Origin of the sequence: Halobacterium rubrum, assembly GCF_021729015.1 — an archaeon.
Classification (GTDB): Archaea; Halobacteriota; Halobacteria; order Halobacteriales; family Halobacteriaceae; genus Halobacterium; species Halobacterium rubrum.
The window spans coordinates 994,153-1,016,207 of the sequence record NZ_JAJQQZ010000001.1; the positions used below are offsets into that span (position 1 = coordinate 994,153).

At 66.3% G+C, this 22,055-nt stretch carries 26 protein-coding genes and 1 pseudogene; 12 read left to right on the plus strand and 15 right to left on the minus strand.

The window, feature by feature from the left end:
- The first annotated feature begins 57 nt into the window (after positions 1-57).
- Genes LT971_RS05425 through LT971_RS05435 form a run of 3 tightly spaced genes read left to right on the plus strand, consistent with a single transcriptional unit; the run spans position 58 to position 2,193 of the window.
- Positions 58-237 carry a 30S ribosomal protein S17e gene (locus LT971_RS05425; RefSeq protein WP_089670091.1) on the plus strand — a complete coding sequence of 60 codons (180 nt, stop codon included), beginning with the start codon at positions 58-60 and terminating at the stop codon, positions 235-237.
- A gap of 46 nt (positions 238-283) precedes the next feature.
- Positions 284-1,315: an aspartate-semialdehyde dehydrogenase gene (gene asd / locus LT971_RS05430; protein WP_237005833.1), complete on the plus strand. Its 1,032-nt coding sequence runs from the start codon at positions 284-286 to the stop codon at positions 1,313-1,315.
- Between the two features lie 44 nt (positions 1,316-1,359).
- On the plus strand, positions 1,360-2,193 hold the full coding sequence (locus tag LT971_RS05435) for a hypothetical protein (protein ID WP_237005834.1): 834 nt from the start codon (positions 1,360-1,362) through the stop codon (positions 2,191-2,193).
- Here LT971_RS05435 and LT971_RS05440 read toward each other — a convergent pair.
- Entirely contained in the window at positions 2,190-3,140 is a 951-nt protein-coding gene (locus LT971_RS05440; protein WP_237005835.1) for a D-2-hydroxyacid dehydrogenase, read from the minus strand. The genes LT971_RS05435 and LT971_RS05440 overlap by 4 nt on opposite strands.
- Positions 3,141-3,242: 102 nt before the next feature.
- On the opposite strand from LT971_RS05440, the gene LT971_RS05445 reads away from it, so the two are divergent.
- Entirely contained in the window at positions 3,243-3,512 is a 270-nt protein-coding gene (locus LT971_RS05445) for a hypothetical protein (protein ID WP_237005836.1), read from the plus strand.
- Between the two features lie 416 nt (positions 3,513-3,928).
- Here the strand turns inward: LT971_RS05445 and LT971_RS05450 are convergent, their stop codons facing one another.
- Positions 3,929-4,411 (minus strand): cytochrome b family protein, encoded by a 483-nt coding sequence (locus LT971_RS05450; RefSeq protein ID WP_237005837.1) that lies wholly within the window; start codon positions 4,409-4,411, stop codon positions 3,929-3,931.
- Between the two features lie 265 nt (positions 4,412-4,676).
- On the opposite strand from LT971_RS05450, the gene LT971_RS05455 reads away from it, so the two are divergent.
- From LT971_RS05455 to LT971_RS05470, 4 genes are all read left to right on the plus strand, one after another.
- The gene (locus tag LT971_RS05455) at positions 4,677-4,922 is read left to right on the plus strand and encodes a UPF0175 family protein (RefSeq protein WP_237005838.1); all 246 of its coding nucleotides are present in this window, start codon (positions 4,677-4,679) and stop codon (positions 4,920-4,922) included.
- The gene (locus tag LT971_RS05460) at positions 4,912-5,400 is read left to right on the plus strand and encodes a PIN domain-containing protein (protein ID WP_237005839.1); all 489 of its coding nucleotides are present in this window, start codon (positions 4,912-4,914) and stop codon (positions 5,398-5,400) included. Before LT971_RS05455 ends, LT971_RS05460 begins: the two co-directional genes overlap by 11 nt.
- 218 nt (positions 5,401-5,618) lie before the next feature.
- A complete protein-coding gene (locus tag LT971_RS05465) occupies positions 5,619-5,888 on the plus strand; it encodes a type II toxin-antitoxin system HicB family antitoxin (RefSeq protein WP_237005840.1) in 270 nt (89 codons plus the stop codon).
- Positions 5,888-6,139 carry a type II toxin-antitoxin system HicA family toxin gene (locus LT971_RS05470; protein ID WP_237005841.1) on the plus strand — a complete coding sequence of 84 codons (252 nt, stop codon included), beginning with the start codon at positions 5,888-5,890 and terminating at the stop codon, positions 6,137-6,139. Before LT971_RS05465 ends, LT971_RS05470 begins: the two co-directional genes overlap by 1 nt.
- 144 nt (positions 6,140-6,283) lie before the next feature.
- On the opposite strand, the gene LT971_RS05475 is transcribed toward LT971_RS05470, so the two are convergent.
- The 3 genes from LT971_RS05475 to LT971_RS05485 form a co-directional block, all read right to left on the minus strand.
- On the minus strand, positions 6,284-6,490 hold the full coding sequence (locus LT971_RS05475; protein WP_237005842.1) for a hypothetical protein: 207 nt from the start codon (positions 6,488-6,490) through the stop codon (positions 6,284-6,286).
- 68 nt (positions 6,491-6,558) lie between these two features.
- Positions 6,559-7,215, minus strand: coding sequence for a potassium channel family protein (locus LT971_RS05480; RefSeq protein WP_237005843.1), 657 nt, complete (start codon positions 7,213-7,215; stop codon positions 6,559-6,561).
- Positions 7,216-7,219: 4 nt separating this feature from the next.
- Positions 7,220-8,674 carry an APC family permease gene (locus LT971_RS05485; protein ID WP_237005844.1) on the minus strand — a complete coding sequence of 485 codons (1,455 nt, stop codon included), beginning with the start codon at positions 8,672-8,674 and terminating at the stop codon, positions 7,220-7,222.
- A 213-nt stretch (positions 8,675-8,887) separates the two neighbouring features.
- Here LT971_RS05485 and LT971_RS16555 point away from each other — a divergent pair.
- Positions 8,888-9,541, plus strand: a pseudogene (locus LT971_RS16555) (potassium channel family protein).
- A gap of 323 nt (positions 9,542-9,864) precedes the next feature.
- On the opposite strand, the gene LT971_RS05500 reads toward LT971_RS16555, so the two are convergent.
- Together LT971_RS05500 and LT971_RS05505 are read right to left on the minus strand one after the other, a co-directional pair.
- Complete coding sequence (locus LT971_RS05500; RefSeq protein WP_237005847.1) at positions 9,865-10,149, minus strand: hypothetical protein; 285 nt, start codon at positions 10,147-10,149, stop codon at positions 9,865-9,867.
- Between the two features lie 530 nt (positions 10,150-10,679).
- A complete protein-coding gene (locus LT971_RS05505; RefSeq protein WP_237005848.1) occupies positions 10,680-10,949 on the minus strand; it encodes a HalOD1 output domain-containing protein in 270 nt (89 codons plus the stop codon).
- Positions 10,950-11,693: 744 nt separating this feature from the next.
- Between LT971_RS05505 and LT971_RS05510 the strand changes: the two genes are divergently transcribed.
- Positions 11,694-13,067 carry an MEDS domain-containing protein gene (locus LT971_RS05510; RefSeq protein ID WP_237005849.1) on the plus strand — a complete coding sequence of 458 codons (1,374 nt, stop codon included), beginning with the start codon at positions 11,694-11,696 and terminating at the stop codon, positions 13,065-13,067.
- Between the two features lie 249 nt (positions 13,068-13,316).
- Here LT971_RS05510 and LT971_RS05515 read toward each other — a convergent pair whose 3' ends face one another.
- Together LT971_RS05515 and LT971_RS05520 are read right to left on the minus strand one after the other, a co-directional pair.
- Complete coding sequence (locus tag LT971_RS05515; RefSeq protein WP_237005850.1) at positions 13,317-14,135, minus strand: class I SAM-dependent methyltransferase; 819 nt, start codon at positions 14,133-14,135, stop codon at positions 13,317-13,319.
- The gene (locus LT971_RS05520) at positions 14,132-15,133 is read right to left on the minus strand and encodes a phosphotransferase family protein (RefSeq protein ID WP_237005851.1); all 1,002 of its coding nucleotides are present in this window, start codon (positions 15,131-15,133) and stop codon (positions 14,132-14,134) included. The genes LT971_RS05515 and LT971_RS05520 overlap by 4 nt, the downstream gene beginning before the upstream one ends.
- Positions 15,134-15,244: 111 nt before the next feature.
- Here LT971_RS05520 and LT971_RS05525 point away from each other — a divergent pair, with 111 nt between their 5' ends.
- Complete coding sequence (locus LT971_RS05525; protein ID WP_237005852.1) at positions 15,245-16,123, plus strand: DUF7351 domain-containing protein; 879 nt, start codon at positions 15,245-15,247, stop codon at positions 16,121-16,123.
- Here LT971_RS05525 and LT971_RS05530 read toward each other — a convergent pair whose 3' ends face one another.
- Both LT971_RS05530 and LT971_RS05535 read right to left on the minus strand, forming a co-directional pair.
- Positions 16,124-16,687 (minus strand): hypothetical protein, encoded by a 564-nt coding sequence (locus LT971_RS05530; protein WP_237005853.1) that lies wholly within the window; start codon positions 16,685-16,687, stop codon positions 16,124-16,126.
- A gap of 96 nt (positions 16,688-16,783) precedes the next feature.
- A complete protein-coding gene (locus LT971_RS05535; protein ID WP_237005854.1) occupies positions 16,784-18,106 on the minus strand; it encodes a methyl-accepting chemotaxis protein in 1,323 nt (440 codons plus the stop codon).
- 91 nt (positions 18,107-18,197) lie between these two features.
- Between LT971_RS05535 and hisD the strand changes: the two genes are divergently transcribed.
- A complete protein-coding gene (hisD, locus tag LT971_RS05540; RefSeq protein WP_237005855.1) occupies positions 18,198-19,475 on the plus strand; it encodes a histidinol dehydrogenase in 1,278 nt (425 codons plus the stop codon).
- Between the two features lie 4 nt (positions 19,476-19,479).
- Here hisD and LT971_RS05545 read toward each other — a convergent pair whose 3' ends face one another.
- From LT971_RS05545 to LT971_RS05560, 4 genes are all read right to left on the minus strand, one after another.
- Positions 19,480-19,686 carry a dodecin gene (locus LT971_RS05545; protein ID WP_237005856.1) on the minus strand — a complete coding sequence of 69 codons (207 nt, stop codon included), beginning with the start codon at positions 19,684-19,686 and terminating at the stop codon, positions 19,480-19,482.
- Positions 19,687-19,717: 31 nt separating this feature from the next.
- Positions 19,718-20,386, minus strand: a complete 669-nt coding sequence (locus LT971_RS05550) for a DUF2238 domain-containing protein (protein ID WP_237005857.1) — start codon at positions 20,384-20,386, stop codon at positions 19,718-19,720.
- The gene (locus LT971_RS05555) at positions 20,383-21,030 is read right to left on the minus strand and encodes a hypothetical protein (RefSeq protein WP_237005858.1); all 648 of its coding nucleotides are present in this window, start codon (positions 21,028-21,030) and stop codon (positions 20,383-20,385) included. The genes LT971_RS05550 and LT971_RS05555 overlap by 4 nt, the downstream gene beginning before the upstream one ends.
- A 63-nt stretch (positions 21,031-21,093) precedes the next feature.
- Positions 21,094-22,014, minus strand: a complete 921-nt coding sequence (locus LT971_RS05560; RefSeq protein WP_237005859.1) for a metal-dependent hydrolase — start codon at positions 22,012-22,014, stop codon at positions 21,094-21,096.
- Positions 22,015-22,055: the final 41 nt, after the last annotated feature.

Genomic DNA, 22,055 nt, shown 5'->3' on the forward strand with positions numbered 1-22,055 from the left:
TCCCGACGGCTCAGACGAAACGAATGCTTTTAACGCGCGGCGAATGAAACGACGTGCATGGCCATCAAGCCCGACTACGTCAAGAAGACGGGGAACATCCTCATGGAGCGATACGAGGACGCGTTCTCCCGGGAGGACTTCGAGCACAACAAGGAAGCCGTCACGGAGCTGACGAACATCGAGTCGAAGAACGTCCGCAACCGCATCGCGGGCTACATCACGCACAAGCGCAACTAGTTCTGCGACCCGAAGTCGTATCACCGCCCGCCGCCGAGAGGGGGGTATGACTACGGTAGGCGTACTCGGTGCGACCGGTGCAGTCGGCCAGCGATTCGTACAGCTGCTGGAGGGCCACGACCAGTTCGACCTCTCCGTCGTGACGGCGAGCCCGTCGAGCGCAGGCGAAGCGTACCACGACGCGGCGAACTGGGGGCTAGATACGCCCATCCCCGGGGAGACGGCCGACCTCACGGTTCGAGCCACGGACCCGGACGAGATTCCCGACGACACCGACCTCCTGTTCTCGGCGCTGCCCTCGGACGTGGGCGCCGACGTCGAACCCGAACTCTGTGAGGCGGGGTTCGTCGTCTCCTCGAACGCGAGCAACGAGCGCCGCGCCGACGACGTGCCGCTCGTGATTCCCGAGGTGAACGCAGACCACCTCGGCCTCGTCGACGTGCAGCGCGACCGGCGCGGCTGGGACGGCGCGCTCGTGAAGAACCCGAACTGCTCGACCATCACGATGGTGCCGACCCTCGCCGCCCTCGACGAGTTCGGACTGGAGCGAATCCACGTCTCGACGCTGCAGGCCGTCTCCGGCGCGGGCTACTCCGGCGTCACCTCGATGGAGATTCTGGACAACGTCGTTCCCCACATCGGCGGCGAGGAGCGGAAGATGGAGACCGAGTCCCGGAAGCTCCTCGGGGAGTTCACGGGCGCCGAGGTCGAGTACCACGACGCCGTCGTCTCCGCCTCGTGCAACCGCGTGCCGACCCTCGACGGGCACCTCGAGAACGTGTTCGCCGAGACCCGGGACGAGCCCACGCCGGAGGACGTGGCGGCCGCCCTCGAGGACGCGCCGACCCTCGACCTCCCGAGCGCGCCCGACCCGCTCGTCGAAGTGTTCGACGACCCCGAGCGCCCGCAGCCCCGCCTCGACCGGATGCTCGGCGGCGGCATGGCCATCGCCGCCGGCGGCATCCAGACGACGGACACCGGCTTCCAGTACAACTGCCTCGCGCACAACACCATCCGGGGCGCCGCCGGCGCCAGCATCCTGAACGGCGAACTGCTCGCCAGCGACGGCTGGCTGTGAGAACACCCCCGTCGTTTTAGCCGGCTCGGCCTCGAATCCCCACCGTGTCTCGCGTCGAGTGGACGTACACCGTCGAAAGCAGCCGATTCCTCCGAGTTCTCGCTGTCGCCGGCGCGGGCGCAGTCGGCTCTGTCTTCGTCTTCGTCGGCGCCGCAGTCGTCCTCGTCGTCGGGAGTTCCCTGCTCGACGGCGAGTTCGCCATCCTCGGTCTCCTCCTCGCGTTCGGACTGCTCGGCGCGCGCCGGCTGGCGACGCACGCCGCGCTCTTCGACAGCGAGACGTCGACGGTCACCGACGTGCTTCCCGCTCGCCAGGTCGTCGCGGCGAGCGTCGCGTGGGCCGTCCTGCTGGCTGCGCTCCTCGCGGCAGCCGTGCAATCCGAGGCGGTGTTCGCCGTGCTCGCGCTCGCTGCCGTCGGCTGCCTGCTGCTCGCCGGACTCCTCCACAGCGAGGGGCACGTCGACACAGACGAGGGCGTCGTCGTCGTCGACGGCGGCGGTGGCGGCAGCGAAGCGACGCTCGCCAGCGTCGACGACGTTCGCCGACACGACCTCGGTAGCATCGCGGTCCTTCGGGTTCGCTACCACGACGGAACCGGGTCGTCAGTTCCCCGACTCCTGACAGTCCCCGGCGAGCAGACAGCCGCCGTCCAGCGCGCGCTCGAGTCAAGCGACGCCGAACCCCCCGAGAGCGACCGGAACCCACTGATCGCGAAGACGCTGTACGCGTTCGCGCTCGGGTCGTTCGTGCTCGCCGGCGTGTTCGGCTACTTCGCGGCGGCCGAGCGTGGCGACGCCGCGGTCATCGGCGCCTACGTCGCGCTCTTCGTGTCGGTCTTCGGACTCCTGTTCGCGTGGCTGGGGGTCGTCGAGGGCTAGTCCACGCGGTTCTCGAGTGGGTCGCCGGTGTCGAGCCGCTGGACGTTCCCGGCGACGATGTTGGCTAGCCGGTCCCAGTGCTCCGGCGTGTGGCCGGCGTTGTGCGGCGTCAGGAGGACGTTCTCGAAGTTCCACAGCGGGTGGTCCTCGGGCAGCGGCTCGGGGTCGGTGACGTCGAGGGCGGCACCGCGAATCGACTGCTTGCGGACGGCGTGGACGAGCGCGTCCGTGTCGACGACGCCGCCGCGAGCGACGTTCACGAGCACGCTCTCCGGCGGCAGCGTGTGGAACGCCGCTTCGTCGATCAGCCCCCGGGTTGCGTCGGTCAGCGGCGTGGCCAGCACGAGGTAGTCCGTCTGGGCGAGCGCGTCGTGGACAGCCTCGTCGTCGCGGACGCCGACGACCTCGTCCGTCGGCCCGCCCTTCTCAGGCGTGTACCGGATGCCGACGGTGTTCACGCCGAACCCCTGGAGGCGTTCGACGACGGCGTGCCCGATGGCCCCCATGCCGACGACCGTGACCGTCGACCCGCCGAGCTCGCGGCCCTGGTAGTGGCGGTACTCGCGGTTCCGCTGGCGCCGCCAGCCCTCGTGGAGGTCGCGCGCGAACGTCAACACGTACCCCAGTACTTGCTCGGCGATGCTGGGCGCGTGGATGCCCGCCGCGTTCGTCACTGCCACGCCGCGCTCGCGGAGCGCGTCCATCGGGAGGTGGCCGTAGCCGGCGTACGCACACGCGAACAGCTCCAGGTCTCCCGCGGCAGCGAGCAGCCCCTCGTCGATGCCGACGCCCGTCACGACGCTGGCTTCGGCTGCCAGCTCGCGCTCCTCGCCGGGCGTCCGCGCCAGCGACACCTCGTGGCCGGTGAGCCGGTCGCGGAGCGCGTCGGCGTACTCCTCCATCCCGAGCCCGTGTGTCCCCTTCCGCAGCACGGCGACGTCTGTCATGCCCGGAGCGTCGGCGTCCCGGGCTGTAAGCGTTCCGCGACGCCCGCCCTCCTCGCCGCTTTGCGAAGGGTTTTTCAGCCATCTGCAGTAGGGTGAGGTGTAATGAGCCAGCCACAGGGACTGTCCTGTGCCGCGAAGCTCGCACGCGTAGTCCTCGACAACCGCGGGCCGCTGTCGCCCGCGGAAGTCGCCGACGAGGGCCGCCTCAGCGAGCCGCAGGCTCGCGACGCGCTCGCCGAACTCGCCGACGTCGGCCTCGCAGAGGGCGTCTGCGGCCTCTGCGAATCGAAACAGGAAGTCTACGAGCTCACTGACGACGACGGCAGCGACGCCGACGCCGGCTCGGCCGGCGACAACGGCTGCGAGCCGTAACCCTGATTCTCCGCGCGCTCCTACGTACTTCCGCACGCCGTTGTCCCCGGCCGAGCACGGCCATCCGGCCGCGATGAACACCCGGAGAACCCCGGCGTGCGACATCCAGCGCTGGCCGGCTCACGCCGGCTCGGCAACTGGTGGCGCACAGCGCCACCCGGCTCGGCGGTTTCACCGCCTCGCCATCCGGTGCTCGCTCCGCGAGCACCCGCCCGCCACGAGGGTTTCCCGGCCGACAGGGCACGCCGCCCACGGATGAGGCCGGTCGTTAGTGTCGCGGGCGTACACCTCGAAATCCCCCGAAGCGACGGCTATCTGCTCTCTCAGGCGTCACGAAATCGCTGAAATAGAAGCCAAGTGTGCTCACGCGTCGCTAAGTACAGGTGATATGCCAATCGCTCACTAAAGAGGTTGCACTATTCATGCACAAGTCCACGGGTGACGTATTGGCCGTAGATACCTACTCCAAGAGCGACAATGAGACCGACGAGTCCGATACCGACGATGGCGTAATGGTAGCGAAAGGCCAGTCGGAGTGAGCGCTGGGATAGTTCAGGACCGCCGAGGAAGATAGTGGTGAGTTGTTCGCCGAATATCGGGACGGCCAATAAGCCATCAAGTACTTGCTGGCCCGTGTAGAACGCAAGCTGGTTCCACGGGAGTAACAGCCCCGACACGGCATACACGACGACGACTGGCAACGCCAAGAGACACCCAACCGTGTAGACCGGCCTGTACATAACCCCGAGAATAATCCCGAGTGGTACCGTCACGCCTGCACCGACTGCGAGTAGCACTCGGAGAAGCTCTGCGCTCCCGTCGGGTGGCGTGACGACCAAGAGTAGCAAATCGAGACACAGGAGTGTAGCGATGAACCCGGCAAACAGCCACTCTCCCACCCAACGGGAGGAATCTTTGCGCTCAAATAGCCAATGCACAGATGCATGCCTACCCGCCGCTCGCCTATACTTTGTGTTTCCCCAATACGCAGATTGACCTACCGCCCACTTCACCGTCACTGATAGCGGATTTCACTCCCACTGCCCCTACTAGTAGATTCTCGCCCGGTAGTGTCGCGGGCGTACATCGAGCCTCTCAGCGTTCGCTGTGTTCGTTTTCGGATTCAGCCAAACACTCAAGAATCACGTGCGCCTATCTATCGATATGGCGACAATCGAGATCGACGACGACGTCTACGAGGCGTTGCAGCTCCCGGAAGGGGAGCGCTCGTCTGCGATGAAGCGAGAGTTGGCGGTCTCGCTGTACGCCCGTGACGTTCTCTCGTTCGGGAAGGCGCGAGCCCTGGCGGGGCTGTCGAAGCGAGAGTTCCAGGGCCTGCTCGGCGAGCGTGAGATTCCCCGCCATTACGGCGAACGGGAGCTCGAAGAAGACCTCGACTATGCCGAATAGCGGGCTGGTCGTCTCGGACACGTCCCCACTCCTGAACCTCGCACTCATCGACCGACTCGACCTCCTCGAAGCCCAGTTCTCCGAAATTACGGTTCCACAGCAGGTCTGGGGCGAACTTACCGACGGAGAGGATGGACTGGAGGCGCTCCGTGGTTTGCGCGACGACGGGTTTCTACACCTCGTCGAAGTGGAACGCTCGGACTTGTTCGTGGAGCTCTTCCACGAACTCGACCTCGGTGAAACGGCGGCGATCTGCTATGCTGTTAAGGCGGACGCTGACCTCGTTTTGCTCGACGAGCGAGACGGACGGCGTGTCGCGCGCAGACACGACCTGAACGTCACGGGCGTAATCGGAGTTCTTCTTCGCGGAGCGAAAACGGGGGCGGTGGACTTAGAACACGAGCTGGACGCCCTCCGCGACGCCGGATTCTGGATTTCCGACGGTCTCTACTCGAAGGTTCTCTCCGAATCCGAATAGTCATTCCCTCCGAGTAGACAGCTGCAGCCACCAGATTCTACTTCCACCGAGTCTACTAGTAGATTGTCGCCCGGTAGTGTCGCGGGCGTACATCTCACGCTCCGACAATGCTGTCTGTGGACTTCGAGACGAGCTCCGATGACCTGGTTTGCCAAGCGGCAGTCTGGTCGGCTACCAGCCAAACGCTTATTCGACGTCTCCCGTTACTTGCAGGTAGCATGGCCAGTTCGACCAGAAACGGGGGCGACCACACCGACGAGATTCGGCTGTGGCGTGAAGACGACTGGTGGGTGGCCAAGGACGTCGAAACCGGTGTCACGACGCAGGGACAATCCCGGACGATCGCCCTGGAGAACCTCGACGAAGCGGTCGCGCTCCACGATGGCGACGTCGGCACCGAGCCGACCGACGGGGAACTCAACGAACTCGGCATCGACCCGGCAGACAACACGACAGGCGAGGAAGAACCGCCGGACGTACTCGACTGATGGGACGGCGGACGTTCTCGGGAAGAGAGGTCGTGAAGGTGTTGGTCAACGTCGGCGGCTTCGAGTGGCGACGGACCGCTGGCGACCACGCGCAACTCTACTACGAACATCCAACAAACGAGAACGACCAGCGGAAAGTCACGGTCCCCTTGCACGACGAACTCCGGACGGGCACACTGCGCGATATCGCTGACAGCGCCGGTGCGAACGACTTCGCCTCGTTCTGCAACTGGATCGACCGCCACGCGTAACTACGTTGGATTCCGTCGCTCTCTGCCCAGTTCGCGGTTGCCGAATCTACTAGTAGATTGTCGCTCGGTAGTGTCGCGGGCGTACATTCCAGGACCGTGAAGCGATAGCACTGTAGAATCGGGTATCGAACTGGTGGCTACCAGTCAGTCGTGTAGCCAGTCGTACCACTCATCGAGGTCAACGACCTCGTTTTCGATGGCTGTCGCTCCGTACTGGTCGAACACTTCGTCCACGACTCGTGCAAGTCCTTCCGGATCCTCGTCGGGGCGGTTCTGATCGTAGTAGAGCAGTAGCCCAGCGTGGTCGATCTCCCGGTGCAGTTCCTCGAAGTCTCGCGCGTTGTTCGTCATCAGTGCGACGCCGTGCTCACCGCACCACGCCAGGAAATCGGTGGTCAACCTAGCACGGTTCGGGCGGATTATCCCCGCATCAGGTTCATCACTTCCTCGGCGACGTCCGGTTCGACGGCGACGATGTACCGGCGGCCAGGTGTCAGGGTCGTGTCCGGCCGGGCGATCTGGTGGCCATCATCATCATCGGAGACGATCAGCGTCCCAGCCGGAAAACGCACGTCGGTCAGTTGCTTTCCGGCGGCCGGGGCCCCCTCTGCGACGCGAACGATCATGATATCAAGATCGCCAGTCACGTCCACCAGCGTCTGGACGTCGCTGCCGACGAGTTCGTTCGCCGCTACCCGTGCGCCCGCCCGCTCTGGAAAGAGAATCGCATCGACGAACCGCGTGTAGGCCTCCCCCGCCTGGCGATCGACACGCGCCACCGTTCTAATCTCAGGTGACAACTCCGAGGCGGCCAGACAGACCGCCAGGTTCAGTCCGGTTTCACCAGTCAGCGCCGCGATGGCGTCGGCTCGCTCGATACCGGCCTGTTCGATGATATCGGGGTTCGTCGCATCCCCCTGGATGACCGTTGCTACCCACTCGTCTGCAATCTCCGAGACGATTCGTTCGTCGCGTTCGATAATCGTTACGTCGTGGCCGCGGTCCGCGAGCAACTCGGCTGTCTGGAAGCCGACGCGCCCGCCACCCGCGATGACGATGTCGAGCGTGCTGGTCATGAGTTCAGTCTTCAGCCTCCGGTGTCATTGTGGTGTCGGAATCTGTCATCTTGCGATCCGAACGGCCTTTCAGCCGGTTGATGGCAACATATGCGAGGCCACCGAGCAAAATCCATGCCACGCTGAGTACCAGTGCCAACGGATCCGTCTGGAGCAGGTACTCAACGAGCACCCCGGTCAGGATCAAGTTGAGGACGACACCGATTACCGGCGGCGCCGGGTAGAAGGGCATCTCGTAAGGACGGTTCATGTTCGGCCGCTCGCGGCGGAGCCGGATCACGGCGACGTTCACGATAATAAACGATAGCAGAAAGAACAAGCTCGACATGTTGCCCGCACTCTGTGTCGGCAGCGCTACCGACGCGAGCATCACCACCGCGCTAGCGAGGATAGCGACGAACGGCGTCCCGTAGCGGTGGTGGAGCTGCCCGAACGACGGCAGCAACTGTCCCTCGCGCCCCATCGAGAATGCCACCCGGGAGGAGGCGATTACGACCGCGTTCAGCGCCGTCAGCGTCGAGAACACCGCGCCGAAAACGACCAGTGCCCCGCCGTTCTGGATAATCGGCAGCCCGGTCGGCATGAACGACGTCGCCGCCGCGGCGATGCCTGCCTCTCCAGCGTCGGCAAGCTCCCCGGCCCCAAGCGTCCCGATGGCGACTGTTACAACCGCCAGATAGACGATTACGGTCACGGCGAGGCTCAGGAAGATTGCTTTCGGAATGTTCTCACGCGGGTTCTTCACTTCCTCTGTGACGGTGGTGATGAGGTCGTACCCCTCGAAAGCGATGAACGTCAGACCCATCGCCGGGAGAACCGCGGCCGCCCCGCTTCCCTCGGGAAACAGCGGCTGGAATTCGGCCCCGGAAAACATCGGCGAGGCGAGCCCGAAGGCAACAAACACCAGAAGGATACTCACCTTGATGATGGTGAAGATTGTTTCGACGCTGCCGCTGGCGGCCGTCGAGATAGCGTTCAGTAACACTAGGCCGAGGACCGCGACGAACGCCAGCAGGAAGGCAAGTGGTACCGCTGTATCGACGAGCGGCAGCACGACAGCACCCACCTGGTCTGGCGGTGGGACAATCCCGTAGACGTGCAGTAATTCGAGGAAGTTCGGCGCGAAGCCGAGCGCATACAGTGCCCCCGCAATCATGTAGGCGAACCAAAGCATCCAGCCCATGATGAACGAGGACAGGTCGTCGAAGATCTCTCTGACAAAGGCGTAGCCGCCGCCACTTTTGGGAATTGAGGCAGCGAGCTCGGCGTACGAGAGCCCGGTGAACGCGGTGACAACACCGTTCAGTGCGAAGACGATAATTGCGGCAGGGCCAGCGATTTCGGCCGCGAGCCCCGTCAGCACGAAGATACCGGCTCCGATCATCGCCCCCATCCCGATCATCGTCGCGTCGAGCAACCCGAGTTCGGCCTCCGGAGACCGAGTCTGACTTCCGCTCATGCCAGAGAACTGTAGTTTCGCTCCTTGTACATCGTACAGTTCGAGAGGCCTATTTGTCCCACTTTATGACCAGGGTGAATTCCCCTATCGCAGTAGCCGTACTCGCATTTGATAAATCATTACAAGCGTCGCTGACGGCTCCAAATACCACCATTCCGGACACGTAGGAATCCGAGAGACAATTGAAAACGATGCAGTTCGAACCAACGAACAATGAGCAAACCAAAGCGGTTCGTAATCGCGGGCGGGGGGCGAGTCGGCCTACAGACGGCCGAGAATCTCGCGGACCAGGGCCACGAGGTAGTGTTGGTCGAATCCGACGAGGACCGCGTCGAAGAACTGTCAGACGCCTACACCGGCCTCGTCATCCATGGCGATGCCACCCGCCCCTCGATCCTGAAACAGACAGATCTGACCCGGGCCGACGCTATCGCAGCACTCACCGACGAGACGGGAACGAATCTGGCGATCTGTATGGAGGCTCAGTAACTCGCCCCTTCTATCCAGACACTCGCCCGCGCCGAGACGCAGACCGATCAAGAATACGACGAGGTGGTTGATGCGACCGTCTTGCCAGAGTACCTGGGGGGCGATCACGCGGCGGACATGCTCACTGGCGAGGACATCCGGACACTGATCTACCCGACCGCAAATCTCGACATCATCGAAGTGACCGTCACCGAATCGGCACCCGTAGCGGGGCGGCGGTTGGACGAGATCGCACTTCCGACCGGCAGCCTCCTGATCTCGACCGCAAACCGTGAAGCGCTCGCCGGGCCGGGGACGATTCTGGAGGCCGACGAGCGCTACATACTCGCCGTCGAATCTGATGTCGTCGACGAGGTGTTGAATCTGATGCGTGGATAGCACTCGGGATGTCGATAGCTGAAACAAAACACATGAAGTGGCTATACCGACCGTTGTCTCTGTGTCTGCATGCCAGTACAGCGTGTCATAGAATACGTCTCACACCCTCTACACGGTGATTTTGACTGCTTCATCTCACGTCTGATTCAGGGAAACACCGCAGCCCAGACTCTATTCAGGCGAGACTATGTGAGATGTTCTGGTCGAGAATTATTGTATGACGGTCAGTAATCTTACTAAGCCGAACAATCTGCAAGCACTGAGCGATTCAGGAGGGCAAAGATGGGTGTGCGACCTGTTCGATGACACCCTCCGAATGCCGGCTACGAATCAGACGACGCCTCGACCGCCTCCGCAATTGCCTGGAGGTCGGCCTTCCGTAAGGTGGAGTCGTCTGCTGCCTCCAACGACTCTTCTACGCCGACCTGAGTCCGGATGAGTCGGCGCATCCGTGCTGTTGACGGCTGCCCTGCCTCGTCGATAGCAACTCCGAGGGCCTCACAAATCGCTTGCAGTTCCTCCTTCGTAAACGACGCCGCAACCTCCCGCTCGAAGCGACCCGTCGCCACTCGAATCGCATTTCGAAGTTCATGGACAGTTGGACTCATAACGTTCCACTTTCCTCTCAGTCCCCTCAAAGTTCCTACTCAGGTGCGGTGAGACGTTTCCGGAACTGCGGACTAGTACGGCCTTGCCCATCGCCGAACAGACGCTCTATACCTAGCAATCAATTGGCGCGATGGTACTGGACGGTGACCTGGGCTGTGACACCGCCAGAGAGCTGCTCGGCGAGCGAGTTTTGCTGCTGAATACACCGTTCCACTTTCGCTGAGTCTACTAGTAGATTGTCGCCCGGTAGTATCGCAGGCGCACATATCCCGTATGCTGCTAGTAACTTATAAAATAATATAGATTTCTTCAGGTACGGCCTACCGCTGAGACCGATTCGTCCGTGATGACCCCCTTTCTCGCCGAGTTCTCGGAACTAATCGAGGATGACACGCCTGAGCTGAGATATTCCTTCGTGCTGATATCGTATAGAGTCGTAGCGCGCGGAATCGGCCGTATCTTCGACGCCTGGGTGTACGTTCTCTCCACCGGGGTATCTGGTCAATAGCCGCTCAGCAGGGAGACCCACTTAGCGGTGGGATTCGATTGTGATGACCGGGTCGCCATGTTTGTCGGCACTGATTGTCGCGGTCGTCGAATCCGCTTCAAACTGGAGGGTCATCTTGAGATGGTTGTCTTGGAAGAGTCCGTCGAGTGCGTCCGTGTTGATGTCTTCGTTGATGAGCCACTCTTGTTCAAGGATGTCCTCGTCGTGGGCCGCTGCAACCGCCGAGACGACTGCGATGCTCAGCTCTTCGCCCTCCGCAGGCTCGTAGGAGAACTCCCGTGTACTCTCCATACCGCTCTTTAGGTAGTCAGCGGGAAACCCGCTCCTGCCAGTAACTATCGTGATAGCTGTCTATCGTCGCCAGTTTAGTACAACTCTCGAAGGCGGCAGCCAAATCACGCAATATCACCGTCGGAACGGAAGAACGACAGCGGGTGTGTCACCCGCTGTGCGTCTCCCACGTCGGTGTCGATGCCAACGGGGGGGACTGGGTGTGCTGCTGGAATGTGGTCTGTTGACACCGACGAACAACGCTACCACAGCAGGAAGCAAAAGGAAACCGACCCAGTAAACGCAATTTGCCGGCGGTGTAGTTACCACGGATGATGTGTTAGAAGATAGTCGGGAAAATATGGTTGATATATCCCCTGTACGTAGCAATTTCTGGGACGGGAATACTGGCAGACGTTCTGTTCTTTGACACCGCCGAGGCGCTAATCGCTCTGATTTCGTTCGAAAGCCGATTGCGGCGTTCCACGTTCTCCGAGCCGACTAGTAGATTGTCGGCCGGTAGTGTCTCGGGCGTACATCTCTTGCCTTCGTAATCACAGGTAAAGCCTCTTTGTCGGGGTCATTTGGGGTCTCCGGAGTGACACCATCTGCGGTCGTCCGGGTCCGCAAGACGAGCGTGAGAGAGTCGGCGGGGTACCGGGGCAACTGACTGGGTTCGAGGCCATCACGCTGGTCTCCGGTCTCTCAGCTTGCTATCATCCAGTAGCACATTTTTATGACTCGTCAAAAAAAGGAGAGATACCGATGGAACGACTCGAGGCGCAGTTGGCCGCAGAGACGACGCGTCAGGCGACTGCCGCAGAGCTCCGTGCGGAACTCGGGTCTCGAGAACTGCCACGCCACCTCGCGCTCTTCTACCGGTCGAACGAGTCCCAGCTGGCTGCTACCACGGCCTTCCTCGTCGAAGGCCTCCAGTCTGGCCATCGCTGTGTCTACCTGCTCGACGTCAACACCGCTGCCGAGATCAAAGCGGCACTCCGGCGAGGGAACGTCGACGTCGAGAGACGCATCGACGCTGGGGATCTCGTCATCCGAGACGCCGAAGCGGTCTACCTCGAATCCGGCTTCGACCCTGACAAGATGATCACGACACTCGAAGACGAAGCCAGGGCCAGCGTCGAGGACGGCTACGATGGGTTGTGGCTCGCCGGCGAGAACTCGTGGTGTTTCCACACCGACCAGTCGTTCGACCACATCCTCGACTTCGAAGCGGACTTCGACGCGACCTGTCCGGAGCTCCCGGTCACTGCACTCTGCCAGTACGACCTCGAACGCTTCAACGGGACGTCGGCCGCGAAAGCCCTCCGGACGCACGAACAGGTCATCTACCGTAACCAGCTCTGCAAGAACCCGTTCTACGTCCCACCCGAGGAGTATCGCTCGACCGATCGTCCGGAGTCGAACGCGCAACTGATGCTGGAGCAGGCGTACTCGCTGACGAGCGCCCGACGGGACGTCGACGAACGAGAACAGCGGTTAGGTATCGTCAATCGCGTCCTCCGGCACAACATCCGCAACGACCTGAACCTCGTGAAGGGGACGCTCGAACTGCTAGGCGAGACGGAGTCGTTGTCAGCGGAGAGCAGCCAGCAACTTGCGACCGCCATCGAGGCCGCCGAGTCGGTCGTCCAGATCGCGGAGAAAACCCGCCACATTCAACAGACGACGGGCGATCCGGCTGTCGAGCCACAGAACCTCGGTCCCCTCGTCGAGACGGCCATCGACGAAGTGACAGGCGAACATCCGACTGCCGACGTCCAGTTCTCCGGAGTGGACGGCGTGACTGTGCTCGCTGACGAGAACCTCACCGTTGCGTTGCGTGAAGCCGTCGAGAACGGGGTTGTCCACCAGGACGCGGCGTCTCCGACCGTTCTGGTCTCTGTCTCGACGCCGAGCGAGGATACGGCCCGGATAGAGATCCGGAACGAGGGGGCAATTCCGGACGTGGAACGGTATACGCTGGAGAAGGGCAAGGAGACGCCACTGGCGCACTCCAGTGGGCTGGGCCTCTGGCTGATCAAGTGGATCGTCGAGAACGCGCACGGGTCAATCGAGTTCCCGGACTCGAACGGAGACGAGACACGCCTCCGGATCGAACTGTACCGGGTTCCCTCCTAGGCGGAGCCGCCACCGACAGGCCGGGCGCACGTGCGGACGGAGTCCGGATTAGCCGTCCCGCAGACGCCCGGATTACGACGCTGTGCGTTCACTCGACGGTGTGTGCGTGGCGCTGCCGCCGGTCGCGTCACCGGTGGTGCCGTGCCCCCGCCAGAGAGAAGGTCGGTTCGAGTCGTCTCGACACCGACCGCGCAACTCCACTTTCGTCGGTCGTGCTGGCAGACTGTTGCCCGGCGGCGACGGTGCCGTTCACAACTCGGGGCAAGCTCGCGCAGCGTAGACGACTGTCGGCGGCACGTCCGCCATCAGTTCGGGGTCGAACCCACCGAACGCCGACTCGTACTCGTCGGGGTCTGCGTAGCCGGGCTCCCGGATCGCCTCCACCGTGAACCCGGCGTCGTCGAGGTGAGCGACGGTCTCGGAGACGGGCCGGCTGTAGACGACCATCTCTGCGTCGAAGGGCTCGCTGTACTCGCGGCGCGGGCTGTCTCCGAAGTAGCTGCGCGCGACGTCGCCGGACTCGGGGTCGAAGAGCTTGTAGCAGGGGTGGTCCACGCTGAACACCAGGCGGCCGCCCGGTCGAAGGACGCGGTGGGCTTCCCGGAAGCAGCCCGTGAGGTCCTCGACCCACTGGAACGCGAACGCCGACACGGCGAGGTCGAAGGCGTCTGTGGGTAGCGGGAGGTCGGTGACGGACGCCTCGATGAACGTTGCGTCGGACGCCCCGACGCCGGCCGCGTTCGCCCGAGCGTGCGCGAGCTGGGCAGACGAGAGGTCCACGCCGGTGTAGTCGGCGCCCCGGTCGGCGAGCGCCAGCCCGAACTGGGCGCCGCCACAGCCGAGCTCCACGACGTCCTCGCCGGCCACGTCACCGAGCAGCCCGAGGTCGTCGTCGTGCGGGGCCCCCGGTCCCCGCGCCACGCCGACGTCGATGTCGCCGACCGTCTGGAAGTGGTCGGCCCACGCGTCCCACCACGTCTTCGCTGCTTCCTCGCCGCAGTGGTCGCCAGCACCCCCGCTACCGCTTCGCTCATCACCATCGCCGTCGCCGTCCTCGGCACTCGTCATCGGATCGCGTCGAGGCGGGCGTCCATCTCGGCCTCGAAGCGGTCGGCGAGCGCCTCCGGGTCGTCGTCGACGACGTCGACCCACTTCTCGTAGAAGCCGACGCGCCCGAGATACCGGACGGCGTCGTAGACGGGCTCGCGGTCGCCGTAGCCCGGCGGCAAGTCGCCCGCTCGCTCGCGGTAGCCGCCGTGGAGCGCGTCGACGACACCGGCCGGCGCGTTCCCGTCGGCGTCCGCGAACACGAGGCTCGTCGCGCGGTGGAGCTCCCGCGCGGGGTCGCCGACGTGCGCGAGCTCCCAGTCCACGAAGCCGACGCTGCCGCCGGCGAGCGGGAAGCAGTTCGGCATCGCGGGGTCGCCGTGCAGGAGCGCAGCGGGCGCCCCGTCGAGCAGGTCGCGGTTCGCCTCGACGGCGGCGGCGACCTCGCCGTAGTAGTAGCCGAAGCGGTCGGCGGGCGCGATGGTGTGCATCCAGTCGATGCGGTCGACGAGCACGTCCGTCCACGACCCCTCGTCGACTTCGAGGCCGTTCGCGCCGCCACCGACCACGTGGCCGTGGGCGTCGAAGCGGTGGTCGTGGAGGGCGGCGAGTGCTCGGCCGACGCGCTCCGCGAGGCGGGCGCGGTCGTCCTCGTGGGCCTCGCTCCACTGGCGGCGCAGGCTGTGGTCGCCCAGCGGCGCCGTCGCGAGGTACGGCGTCTCGCAGTCCGCGTCCGCCGCCAGCACGTCCGGCACGGCGACCCGTGCGTGCTCCCGGACGTAGTCAGTGACGGCGCACTCTCGGGTAACGCGGCTGCCGTCGCCGTCGCTGGCCACCTTCAGGAACGCGGTCTCGCCGTCCGCGAACTCGACGTGCACGGTCTGGTTCTGGTCGTTCCACGACGGGCCGGTGCCAGCCAGCCCGGACACGCTCCGGTCCGGGAACGCTGCCTCGACTGCGTCCACCAGTCCGTCGTCGGCCTGCGACCGCCAGTCGGTCGCTTGCTCCGTATCGCTCATACAGCACTCGGAGGGCTGCCTCCCACATAGCTCTCATCTGTAGTGTCGTACAGCCGCCGCGCCGACGGGCGCCGGAACAGACTCATTACGACTGGCCGGCAACAGTCCGGCGTGACCGAAGACACCGACCGAGTGGCGGTCGACGCCCGCGACCCCGCCGAGGTCTTCGGCCTGCTCGCCGCAGAAGCCCGCGTCGACGTGCTTCGAGCGCTCGCCGACCACCCCCAGGACGCCGTCTCGTTCTCCGGGCTGTTCGCCGCCGTCGACGCCGTCCGGGACTCCGGGAACTTCAGCTACCACCTCGAGAAGCTCCGCGGGGCGTTCGTCCGCGAGGCCGACGGCGGCTACGCGCTCACGCACGCCGGCCGGCAGGTCGTCGGTGCGATCCACGCCGGCAGCTACACCGCCGACGCGGCCGTCGACCCCGTGGACGTCGGGTGGCACTGCCAGCGCTGCGGCGGCCGGATGACCGTCGCGTACGCCGACGGCGCCGCCAGCATGGAGTGCCGGGACTGCGGGAGCGGGGCCCGAATCCCGTTGCCGCCGGCCACTGTCGACCAGGTCGACCGGTCGGCGTTCCCGGAAGCTGCCGCGGCCTGGTACCACCAGCGCGTCCGCCGCACACTCGATGGCTTCTGCGCGGACTGCACGGGGCGAATCGACGCCGAACTGGTCTCGGCGCCCACCGCCGACGGCCCGTCGTTGGCGGAGTTCTCGTGTCCGCGCTGCGGCCGCACGGCGACCCTCTCCGGGACCACCATCGCCACCTTCCACCCCGTCGTCGAGGGGTTCCTCGTCGAACACGGCTTCGACACGACGGCCCACCACCCCTCCCAGATATGGCCCGAGCTGGACGACACTGCGGTTTCGGTGCGGTCGCGGGACCCGATTGCGCTCACGGTCCGATTCGAGCACGGCGGAGAGGCCGTCAGCGTCGACGTCGCTCCGGACGCCTCCGTCGAGACCGTCGACCGGTCCCCGGTCGAGTAGTCAGCTCGCGCCGTCCGTCTCGGCGGGCTCCTCGAGGCGCTCGGAGACCTCAGCCGCTACCTGCTCCGCGACTTCCTCCTCGACCCGTTCGTCGACTTCCGCCTCGACGCGCTCCTCGACTTCGTCGGCGACCTCCTCGGTGACCGTCTCCTCGACCTCGTCGACGACCTCTTCCTCCACGCGGTCGCCGACTTCCTCGGTCACCGTCTCCTCGACGCGCTCCTCGACCTCGTCGGCGACGCGCTCGTCGACCTCCGGCGGCACCTGTTCGGCAACCTCGTCGCCCACGCGCTCCTCGGCCTCCGCCTGCACGCGCTGTTCGGCTTCTGCCTGCACCTGCGCCTCGGCCTCCTCGGAGACGGCCTGCTGGATGGCGCGCTCGTAGATGGACATCTTCTCCCAGACGCGCAGGATGTACCCGACCACCAGGCCCGCCTCGAAGGCGGCGACTCGCGGGTCGAACCGGTAGACGAGCACGGCGAACCCGCCGACGAACAGCACACCGTACAGCAGTTCTATCTGGAACATCGTCTGCCAGCCCTGGAGTCGACTGCGCACGGACATCGCTGTCTGTCACTACGGCCGTGTCGACAAAAAGACTACCACCGACCCCGGAGCAGGCAGGCGAATCTGTAGCGGGAACGTCCGTTCTGGTCGGGCTCAGTCGCCGCCCGAGTCACCGGCGCCGTCGAGTGCCCGTTCGGCGTCGCGGACGGCCTCCTCGATGTCGGAGAGCATCGCCGTCTGCTCCTCGTTCGCGGCGGCGATGGTCGACGTCTCGTCGGCGACCTCGTCGGCGCGCTCGACGACCTCGTCGACGACGCCCGCGATGGCCTCGGCGGTCTCGGCCTGCTCGTCGGTCGCGTCGGCGATCTCCGCGACGCCGTCGGCGGTCTCCCCGATGCCCTCCACGATGGCGGTCTGATTCTCGACCAGCTGTTCGGCGGCCTCTCGGGCCGCCTCGACCTCGTCGATGGCCGCAGTGACGCTCTCGGCCGTCTCCTCGCTGTCCGCTTCGATGTCCGCGACCAGCGCTTCGATCTCTGCCACCTGGCTCTGGGACTGCTTGGCGAGGTCCTTGACCTCGTCGGCGACGACGGCGAAGCCCTCGCCGTCCTCGCCCGCGCGAGCGGCCTCGATGTTCGCGTTCAGCGCCAGCATGTTCGTCTGGTCGGCGATGTCGTTGATGACGTCGACGAGCTGGTCGATCTCCGCCAGCCGGTCGTGCAGCGCCTCGGTGTTCTCGCCGACGGTGTCACCAGCTTCGGCGAACGCCTCGACGGCGTCCAGTACGTCCTCGGCAGCTTCGAGCGACTGCTCGGCGCGCTCGCGCGCCTGTTCGCTGCGCTGACGGACCTCATCGGCGCTGGCAGCCACCTCCTCGATGGTCGCCGACAGCCGAGAGACGTCCTCGGCGACCTCGTCGATACGGTCGGCCTGCTGGGCCGCGAGGTCGCTGATCTGCTGGCTCGAGTCGGCGACCTCCTCGCTCGCGTCGGTGAGTTCGTTGACGGCGGCCTCGACCTCTTCGGTGAGTGTCTCCTGGGCTCGTTCGACGCGCTGGCGCTGCTCGACGACGTCCGTGACTAGCGTCAGCACCTCGACGGCGCCGACGACCTCCCCGTCGGCGTCGGTCAGTGGGGTGGCCGACGCCTGCGCGTGCTGGGTGCCGGACGGCATCTCTGCCGTTCGGATGTCGTCCTCGCGTATCGGTTCCCCGAGCCGGGCGACGGTGTCGGCGAGCGTCTCGTCTTCGCCCTCCGTCCCGAACACCTCGATGGCGGGGGTGCCGACCGCTTGCTCGGCGGCCAGCCCGGTCATCTCGACGACTGCGTCGTTCCAGACAGTAATGACACCGTCGCGGTCGACGACGAACAGTGGTTCCGGGTACGCCTCGAAGAAGCCCGTCGCGAGCTGCTGCCAGGGGCCCCCGGTGTCGCCGCTGCCGTCGTTGGTCGCGACGTCGAGTGCAGAGAGCGTCATGACCTGCGTTCGACGCAGGCAGCGGTTAAGCCTCTCGGTGTTGGCAACGGCCGATGAAAACGCACTAACGCCGGGCGACCCAACGGCACGTATGGACTACGAAGCCGTCGCCGACCTCGCGCCGGACCGACGCCGCGCGCTGTTCGAGCGGGACGCCGGCGTCGACGCGGTGCGGTCGGACGTGCGGGAGATTCTCGACCGGGTGGAGACGGAGGGCGACGTGGCGCTCCGGGAGTTCGCCAGCGAGTTCGACGGCGTCGAGGTCGGGAACCTCGACGTCACCGACGAGGCCGAGCGCGCCTACGAGGAGATCGGCGACGGCGTCCGCGAGGCCATCGAGGACGCCGCGGCGAACGTCCGCGAGTTCCACGAGGCCCAGGTGCCCGAGGACTGGCGCGAGGAGTTCGGGGAAGGAAGGGAGCTCGGCCGGCGGTTCCGCCCCATCGAGCGCGTCGGCGTCTACGCGCCGGGGGGCACGGCGACCTACCCGTCGTCGGTGCTGATGGGCGTGATTCCGGCGGTCGTGGCGGGCGTCGAGCAGGTGGCGGTGGCGACGCCGCCGGCCGAGGAGCTGAACCCGGTGACGCTGGCGGCGGCCCACGTCGCGGGCGCAGACCGCGTGTATCAGATTGGTGGCGCGCAGGCCGTCGGCGCGTTCGCGTACGGCACCGAGACCGTCGACACCGTCCAGAAGGTCGTCGGGCCGGGCAACAAGTGGGTGACCGCGGCGAAGGCCGAGGTCCGGGGCGACGTGGAGATCGACTTCCTCGCCGGCCCCTCGGAGCTGCTGGTGGTCGCCGACGAGACCGCCGACCCCGGGTTCGTCGCGGCGGACGTGCTCGCGCAGGCCGAACACGACCCGAACGCGAGCGTCGTCGCTGTGACGGACGACGAGGCGACCGCCGGGGCAATCACCGACGAGGTCGCGGCCCGGCTCGACGACCGCGAGCGCGCCGACACCATCCGGCAGGCGCTCGACCACGAGGCCAGCGGCGTGTTCGTCGCGCGGTCGATGAGCGAGGCGGTCGTGTTCGCCGAGGAGTACGCCGCCGAACACCTCTCGGTTCAGGCCGACGACGACGAGGCGCTGCTGGACCGCATCGACAGCGCCGGTTCGGTGTTTCTCGGCGGGTACGCGCCGGTCGCCGCTGGCGACTACGCGACCGGCACGAACCACGTGCTGCCGACGAACGGGAAGGCGCGAGTGACGGGCGGCCTGAGCGTCGACACGTTCCTGCGGTCGACGACCGTCCAGCGCCTCGACCGCGAGGGCCTCGAGGACCTCCGGGAGACGGTGACGACGCTGGCGGACGCCGAAGGACTGGAGGGGCACGCCGCGAGCGTCGACGCGCGCTTCGAGGACGAGTAAGTCGCTACTCGCCGTTCTCCAGCTCGAACGCGACCTCTACCTCTGTCTGGTACTCGCGGCCGTCGACGGACGCGATTTCGACGCCCTGCTCGACGACTTCCGCCCACATCACGTTGTCCAGAGTCTGTTCGGCGCGGTCGATGGCGTCGTCTGCGGCGGCGGCGAAACTCTCCGTGCTGGTACCCGTGAGTCGGACCTTCTTGAATACCATGTGGCTCCGTACCACGGGTGTCGGTATAAAACTACTCGCCGGCCGACCGCTCGCCCAGCCGCCGGCGCAGGGCCGCCGTGACGCCGCCGAGGTACGCCGTCCCCCAGGCTGCGGCGACGACGGCGCCGGCGGCGTTGAACACGAGGTCGAGGACGACGTCCCCGATGCCGAAGACCGTGAGGACGCTGCCGCCGGTCAGGTCGCCGACCGCCATCAGCGCGTACTCCACGACCTCCCAGAGCACGCCCACCGCGAGCACGGTCGAGAGGATGAACACCGACACGAACCGCGGCGGCAACTCGACGTCGTCGCTGTGCTCGTCGACGGCCCGCACCACCGCGTAGCCGCCGCCGGCCACCACCGACGAGGACAGCGCGTGCGTCAGGTGGTCCCACCACGGGATGCCACCGGGGGCGTAGAAGTTCGTCCCGCTGCCCGGGAGCCCGACGACCCCGAGCGCGTGCAGGAACACCGCCGACGTGATCCACAGCGTCAGTCCCGGGTCCATCGGGATGCCGTAGTCGCGCTCGAGGACGGCCGGCAGGTACGTGACGGCCAGCCCCAGCACGGCGTTGGCCACGATGCCCGTGTCGCCCTCGTAGACACCGACGAACAGGAAGCCGACCAGCGACAGCTGCATCCCGCGGGCGGCCTGCCGCTGGCGACGCGCGGACACGCCGAGGCGGTCGCCGAGCGTCACTCCGTCACCACCTCCGCGACCTCCGCGGGGAGGCGGCCGTGGGGGTCGGCGTACCGCCGGACGTAGTAGACGAACACGCCCCCGGCGAGCGCGCCGACGGCCGTCGCCGCGACGAAGTCGAGCATCAGCGCGTCGACGGCGGCGGTCTGCTGGGCGTCGGTCAGCGGCGGCGCCGCCGGCAGCACGAAGCGCGTTCCCAGCAACACGTCGGAGGCGTACTGGACGACGGCCCACAGGCCGGCGGTGGCCATCGTCGTCACCACGACGAACACGCCGGCGAACCAGTTGGTCATCGCGACGGGCGTGAACACGTCGAGCTCGACGGCGACGACCAGCGCGAGCGCGGCGACGGAGAGGTAGGCGGCGACGTCGGCGGTCAGCGGCGTGGTCGCGACGGCGCGCCAGACGCAGGGGATGGCGACGACGGCGACGACCTCCCAGGGGAGCATCGCGGTCGGCTGGCGGAACGCCACCGGCGGCACGGCGACGACGACGAGGACGGCGACGGCGAACGCCGCCCAGGCGATATCACTGGCGGCGCTGTCGACGGCGACGGCCGCGACGACTGCCGCGACCAGCCACGAGAGCGCGGCGTTCGCGCGCTCGTCCCGCACGAGCGGCGCGAGGGTCGAGGGTCCAGCCACACTCGCTGCTACGTCCGTGCCCGGCATTAAGCGTCAGGGCTCGGCGCGGGCCCGATCGGTTCGTCAGGCGACGCCGGCGAGGTACGCTGCGGTGTACGCGACGCCGGCGACGGTGACGGCCGCCAGCCCCGTCAGCGCGGCCGCCGGGAGCGAGGGAAGCGTGCGGGGCGCCGTCGGCTTCGGTGCGACGCCGACGGTGCCGACCGCGAGCACGCTGAACACGAACTGGTAGGACGCGTCCAGTGTCGGCGCGGGCACGGCGAGCACGGCCAGCGCGTACCCGGCGCCGGCGACCGCGCGGTAGTCGACGAACTCGCCGAGGTTGCGGTCGGCGACAGCGAGCGCGCCCAGCACGCCCAGCCAAACCGCCGCGAGTTCGACGCCGAACGCCCCCAGCACCTGGAGCGTCGGGTCGGCGGTGAACGTCACGCGACCGCCGAGCAGGACGGCGTCGAGCGGGTACAGCAGCGCGGGGGGGTCGCCCGTGAGGAGGTCGCCGAACGGGTGGCTGACGAGGCCGAACGCGGCGACTGCGAGCAGGCTGCGACCCTGCACACCGACGGCGTGCCCGAAGCGGGCGACGACCCAGCCGGTGAGCGCGAACGCCGCCACGACGACTGCCGCCAGCGGGCCGGAGACGGCGAACGCCACGGCGACGAGCGCACCGAGGACGCCCGCTGCGAGCCGCCGGTGGGTGGGCGCGAGCGCGAACGCGGCCGCCGCCGGGAGCGCGACGACCAGCGAGTGCGTCACGCCCCGGTGGACGGCCGTCGACGCGCCCCAGAAGGAGTTCGCCGCGGCGAGGGGCTGGGTCGGGTCGACGCCGACGAGGCCGACCAGCGCGTACGCCATGTCGACGTCGGGCGCAGCGGCGAACAGGCCGGCGACGCCGGCGAGCGCGAGCGCGCGGCGGCGGGACACGCCGGTCTGGAGGGCGAGCAGCGCCACTATCCCGAACGCGGCCGTGGCGTGTCCCAGGAACATACGGGTGTGTACGGCGCCACACGTCATAAGTCAGTCGGCGG

Bases quoted from the DNA above. Each gene is read 5' to 3' on its own strand.
- LT971_RS05425 (WP_089670091.1), top strand. From the start codon at position 58: ATGGCCATCAAGCCCGACTACGTCAAGAAGACGGGGAACATCCTCATG.
- asd (WP_237005833.1), top strand. From the start codon at position 284: ATGACTACGGTAGGCGTACTCGGTGCGACCGGTGCAGTCGGCCAGCGA.
- LT971_RS05440 (WP_237005835.1), bottom strand. From the start codon at position 3,140: ATGACAGACGTCGCCGTGCTGCGGAAGGGGACACACGGGCTCGGGATG.
- LT971_RS05445 (WP_237005836.1), top strand. From the start codon at position 3,243: ATGAGCCAGCCACAGGGACTGTCCTGTGCCGCGAAGCTCGCACGCGTA.
- LT971_RS05455 (WP_237005838.1), top strand. From the start codon at position 4,677: ATGGCGACAATCGAGATCGACGACGACGTCTACGAGGCGTTGCAGCTC.
- LT971_RS05460 (WP_237005839.1), top strand. From the start codon at position 4,912: ATGCCGAATAGCGGGCTGGTCGTCTCGGACACGTCCCCACTCCTGAAC.
- LT971_RS05465 (WP_237005840.1), top strand. From the start codon at position 5,619: ATGGCCAGTTCGACCAGAAACGGGGGCGACCACACCGACGAGATTCGG.
- LT971_RS05470 (WP_237005841.1), top strand. From the start codon at position 5,888: ATGGGACGGCGGACGTTCTCGGGAAGAGAGGTCGTGAAGGTGTTGGTC.
- LT971_RS05475 (WP_237005842.1), bottom strand. From the start codon at position 6,490: ATGACGAACAACGCGCGAGACTTCGAGGAACTGCACCGGGAGATCGAC.
- LT971_RS05480 (WP_237005843.1), bottom strand. From the start codon at position 7,215: ATGACCAGCACGCTCGACATCGTCATCGCGGGTGGCGGGCGCGTCGGC.
- LT971_RS05485 (WP_237005844.1), bottom strand. From the start codon at position 8,674: ATGAGCGGAAGTCAGACTCGGTCTCCGGAGGCCGAACTCGGGTTGCTC.
- LT971_RS05500 (WP_237005847.1), bottom strand. From the start codon at position 10,149: ATGAGTCCAACTGTCCATGAACTTCGAAATGCGATTCGAGTGGCGACG.
- LT971_RS05505 (WP_237005848.1), bottom strand. From the start codon at position 10,949: ATGGAGAGTACACGGGAGTTCTCCTACGAGCCTGCGGAGGGCGAAGAG.
- LT971_RS05510 (WP_237005849.1), top strand. From the start codon at position 11,694: ATGGAACGACTCGAGGCGCAGTTGGCCGCAGAGACGACGCGTCAGGCG.
- LT971_RS05515 (WP_237005850.1), bottom strand. From the start codon at position 14,135: ATGACGAGTGCCGAGGACGGCGACGGCGATGGTGATGAGCGAAGCGGT.
- LT971_RS05520 (WP_237005851.1), bottom strand. From the start codon at position 15,133: ATGAGCGATACGGAGCAAGCGACCGACTGGCGGTCGCAGGCCGACGAC.
- LT971_RS05530 (WP_237005853.1), bottom strand. From the start codon at position 16,687: ATGTCCGTGCGCAGTCGACTCCAGGGCTGGCAGACGATGTTCCAGATA.
- LT971_RS05535 (WP_237005854.1), bottom strand. From the start codon at position 18,106: ATGACGCTCTCTGCACTCGACGTCGCGACCAACGACGGCAGCGGCGAC.
- hisD (WP_237005855.1), top strand. From the start codon at position 18,198: ATGGACTACGAAGCCGTCGCCGACCTCGCGCCGGACCGACGCCGCGCG.
- LT971_RS05545 (WP_237005856.1), bottom strand. From the start codon at position 19,686: ATGGTATTCAAGAAGGTCCGACTCACGGGTACCAGCACGGAGAGTTTC.
- LT971_RS05560 (WP_237005859.1), bottom strand. From the start codon at position 22,014: ATGTTCCTGGGACACGCCACGGCCGCGTTCGGGATAGTGGCGCTGCTC.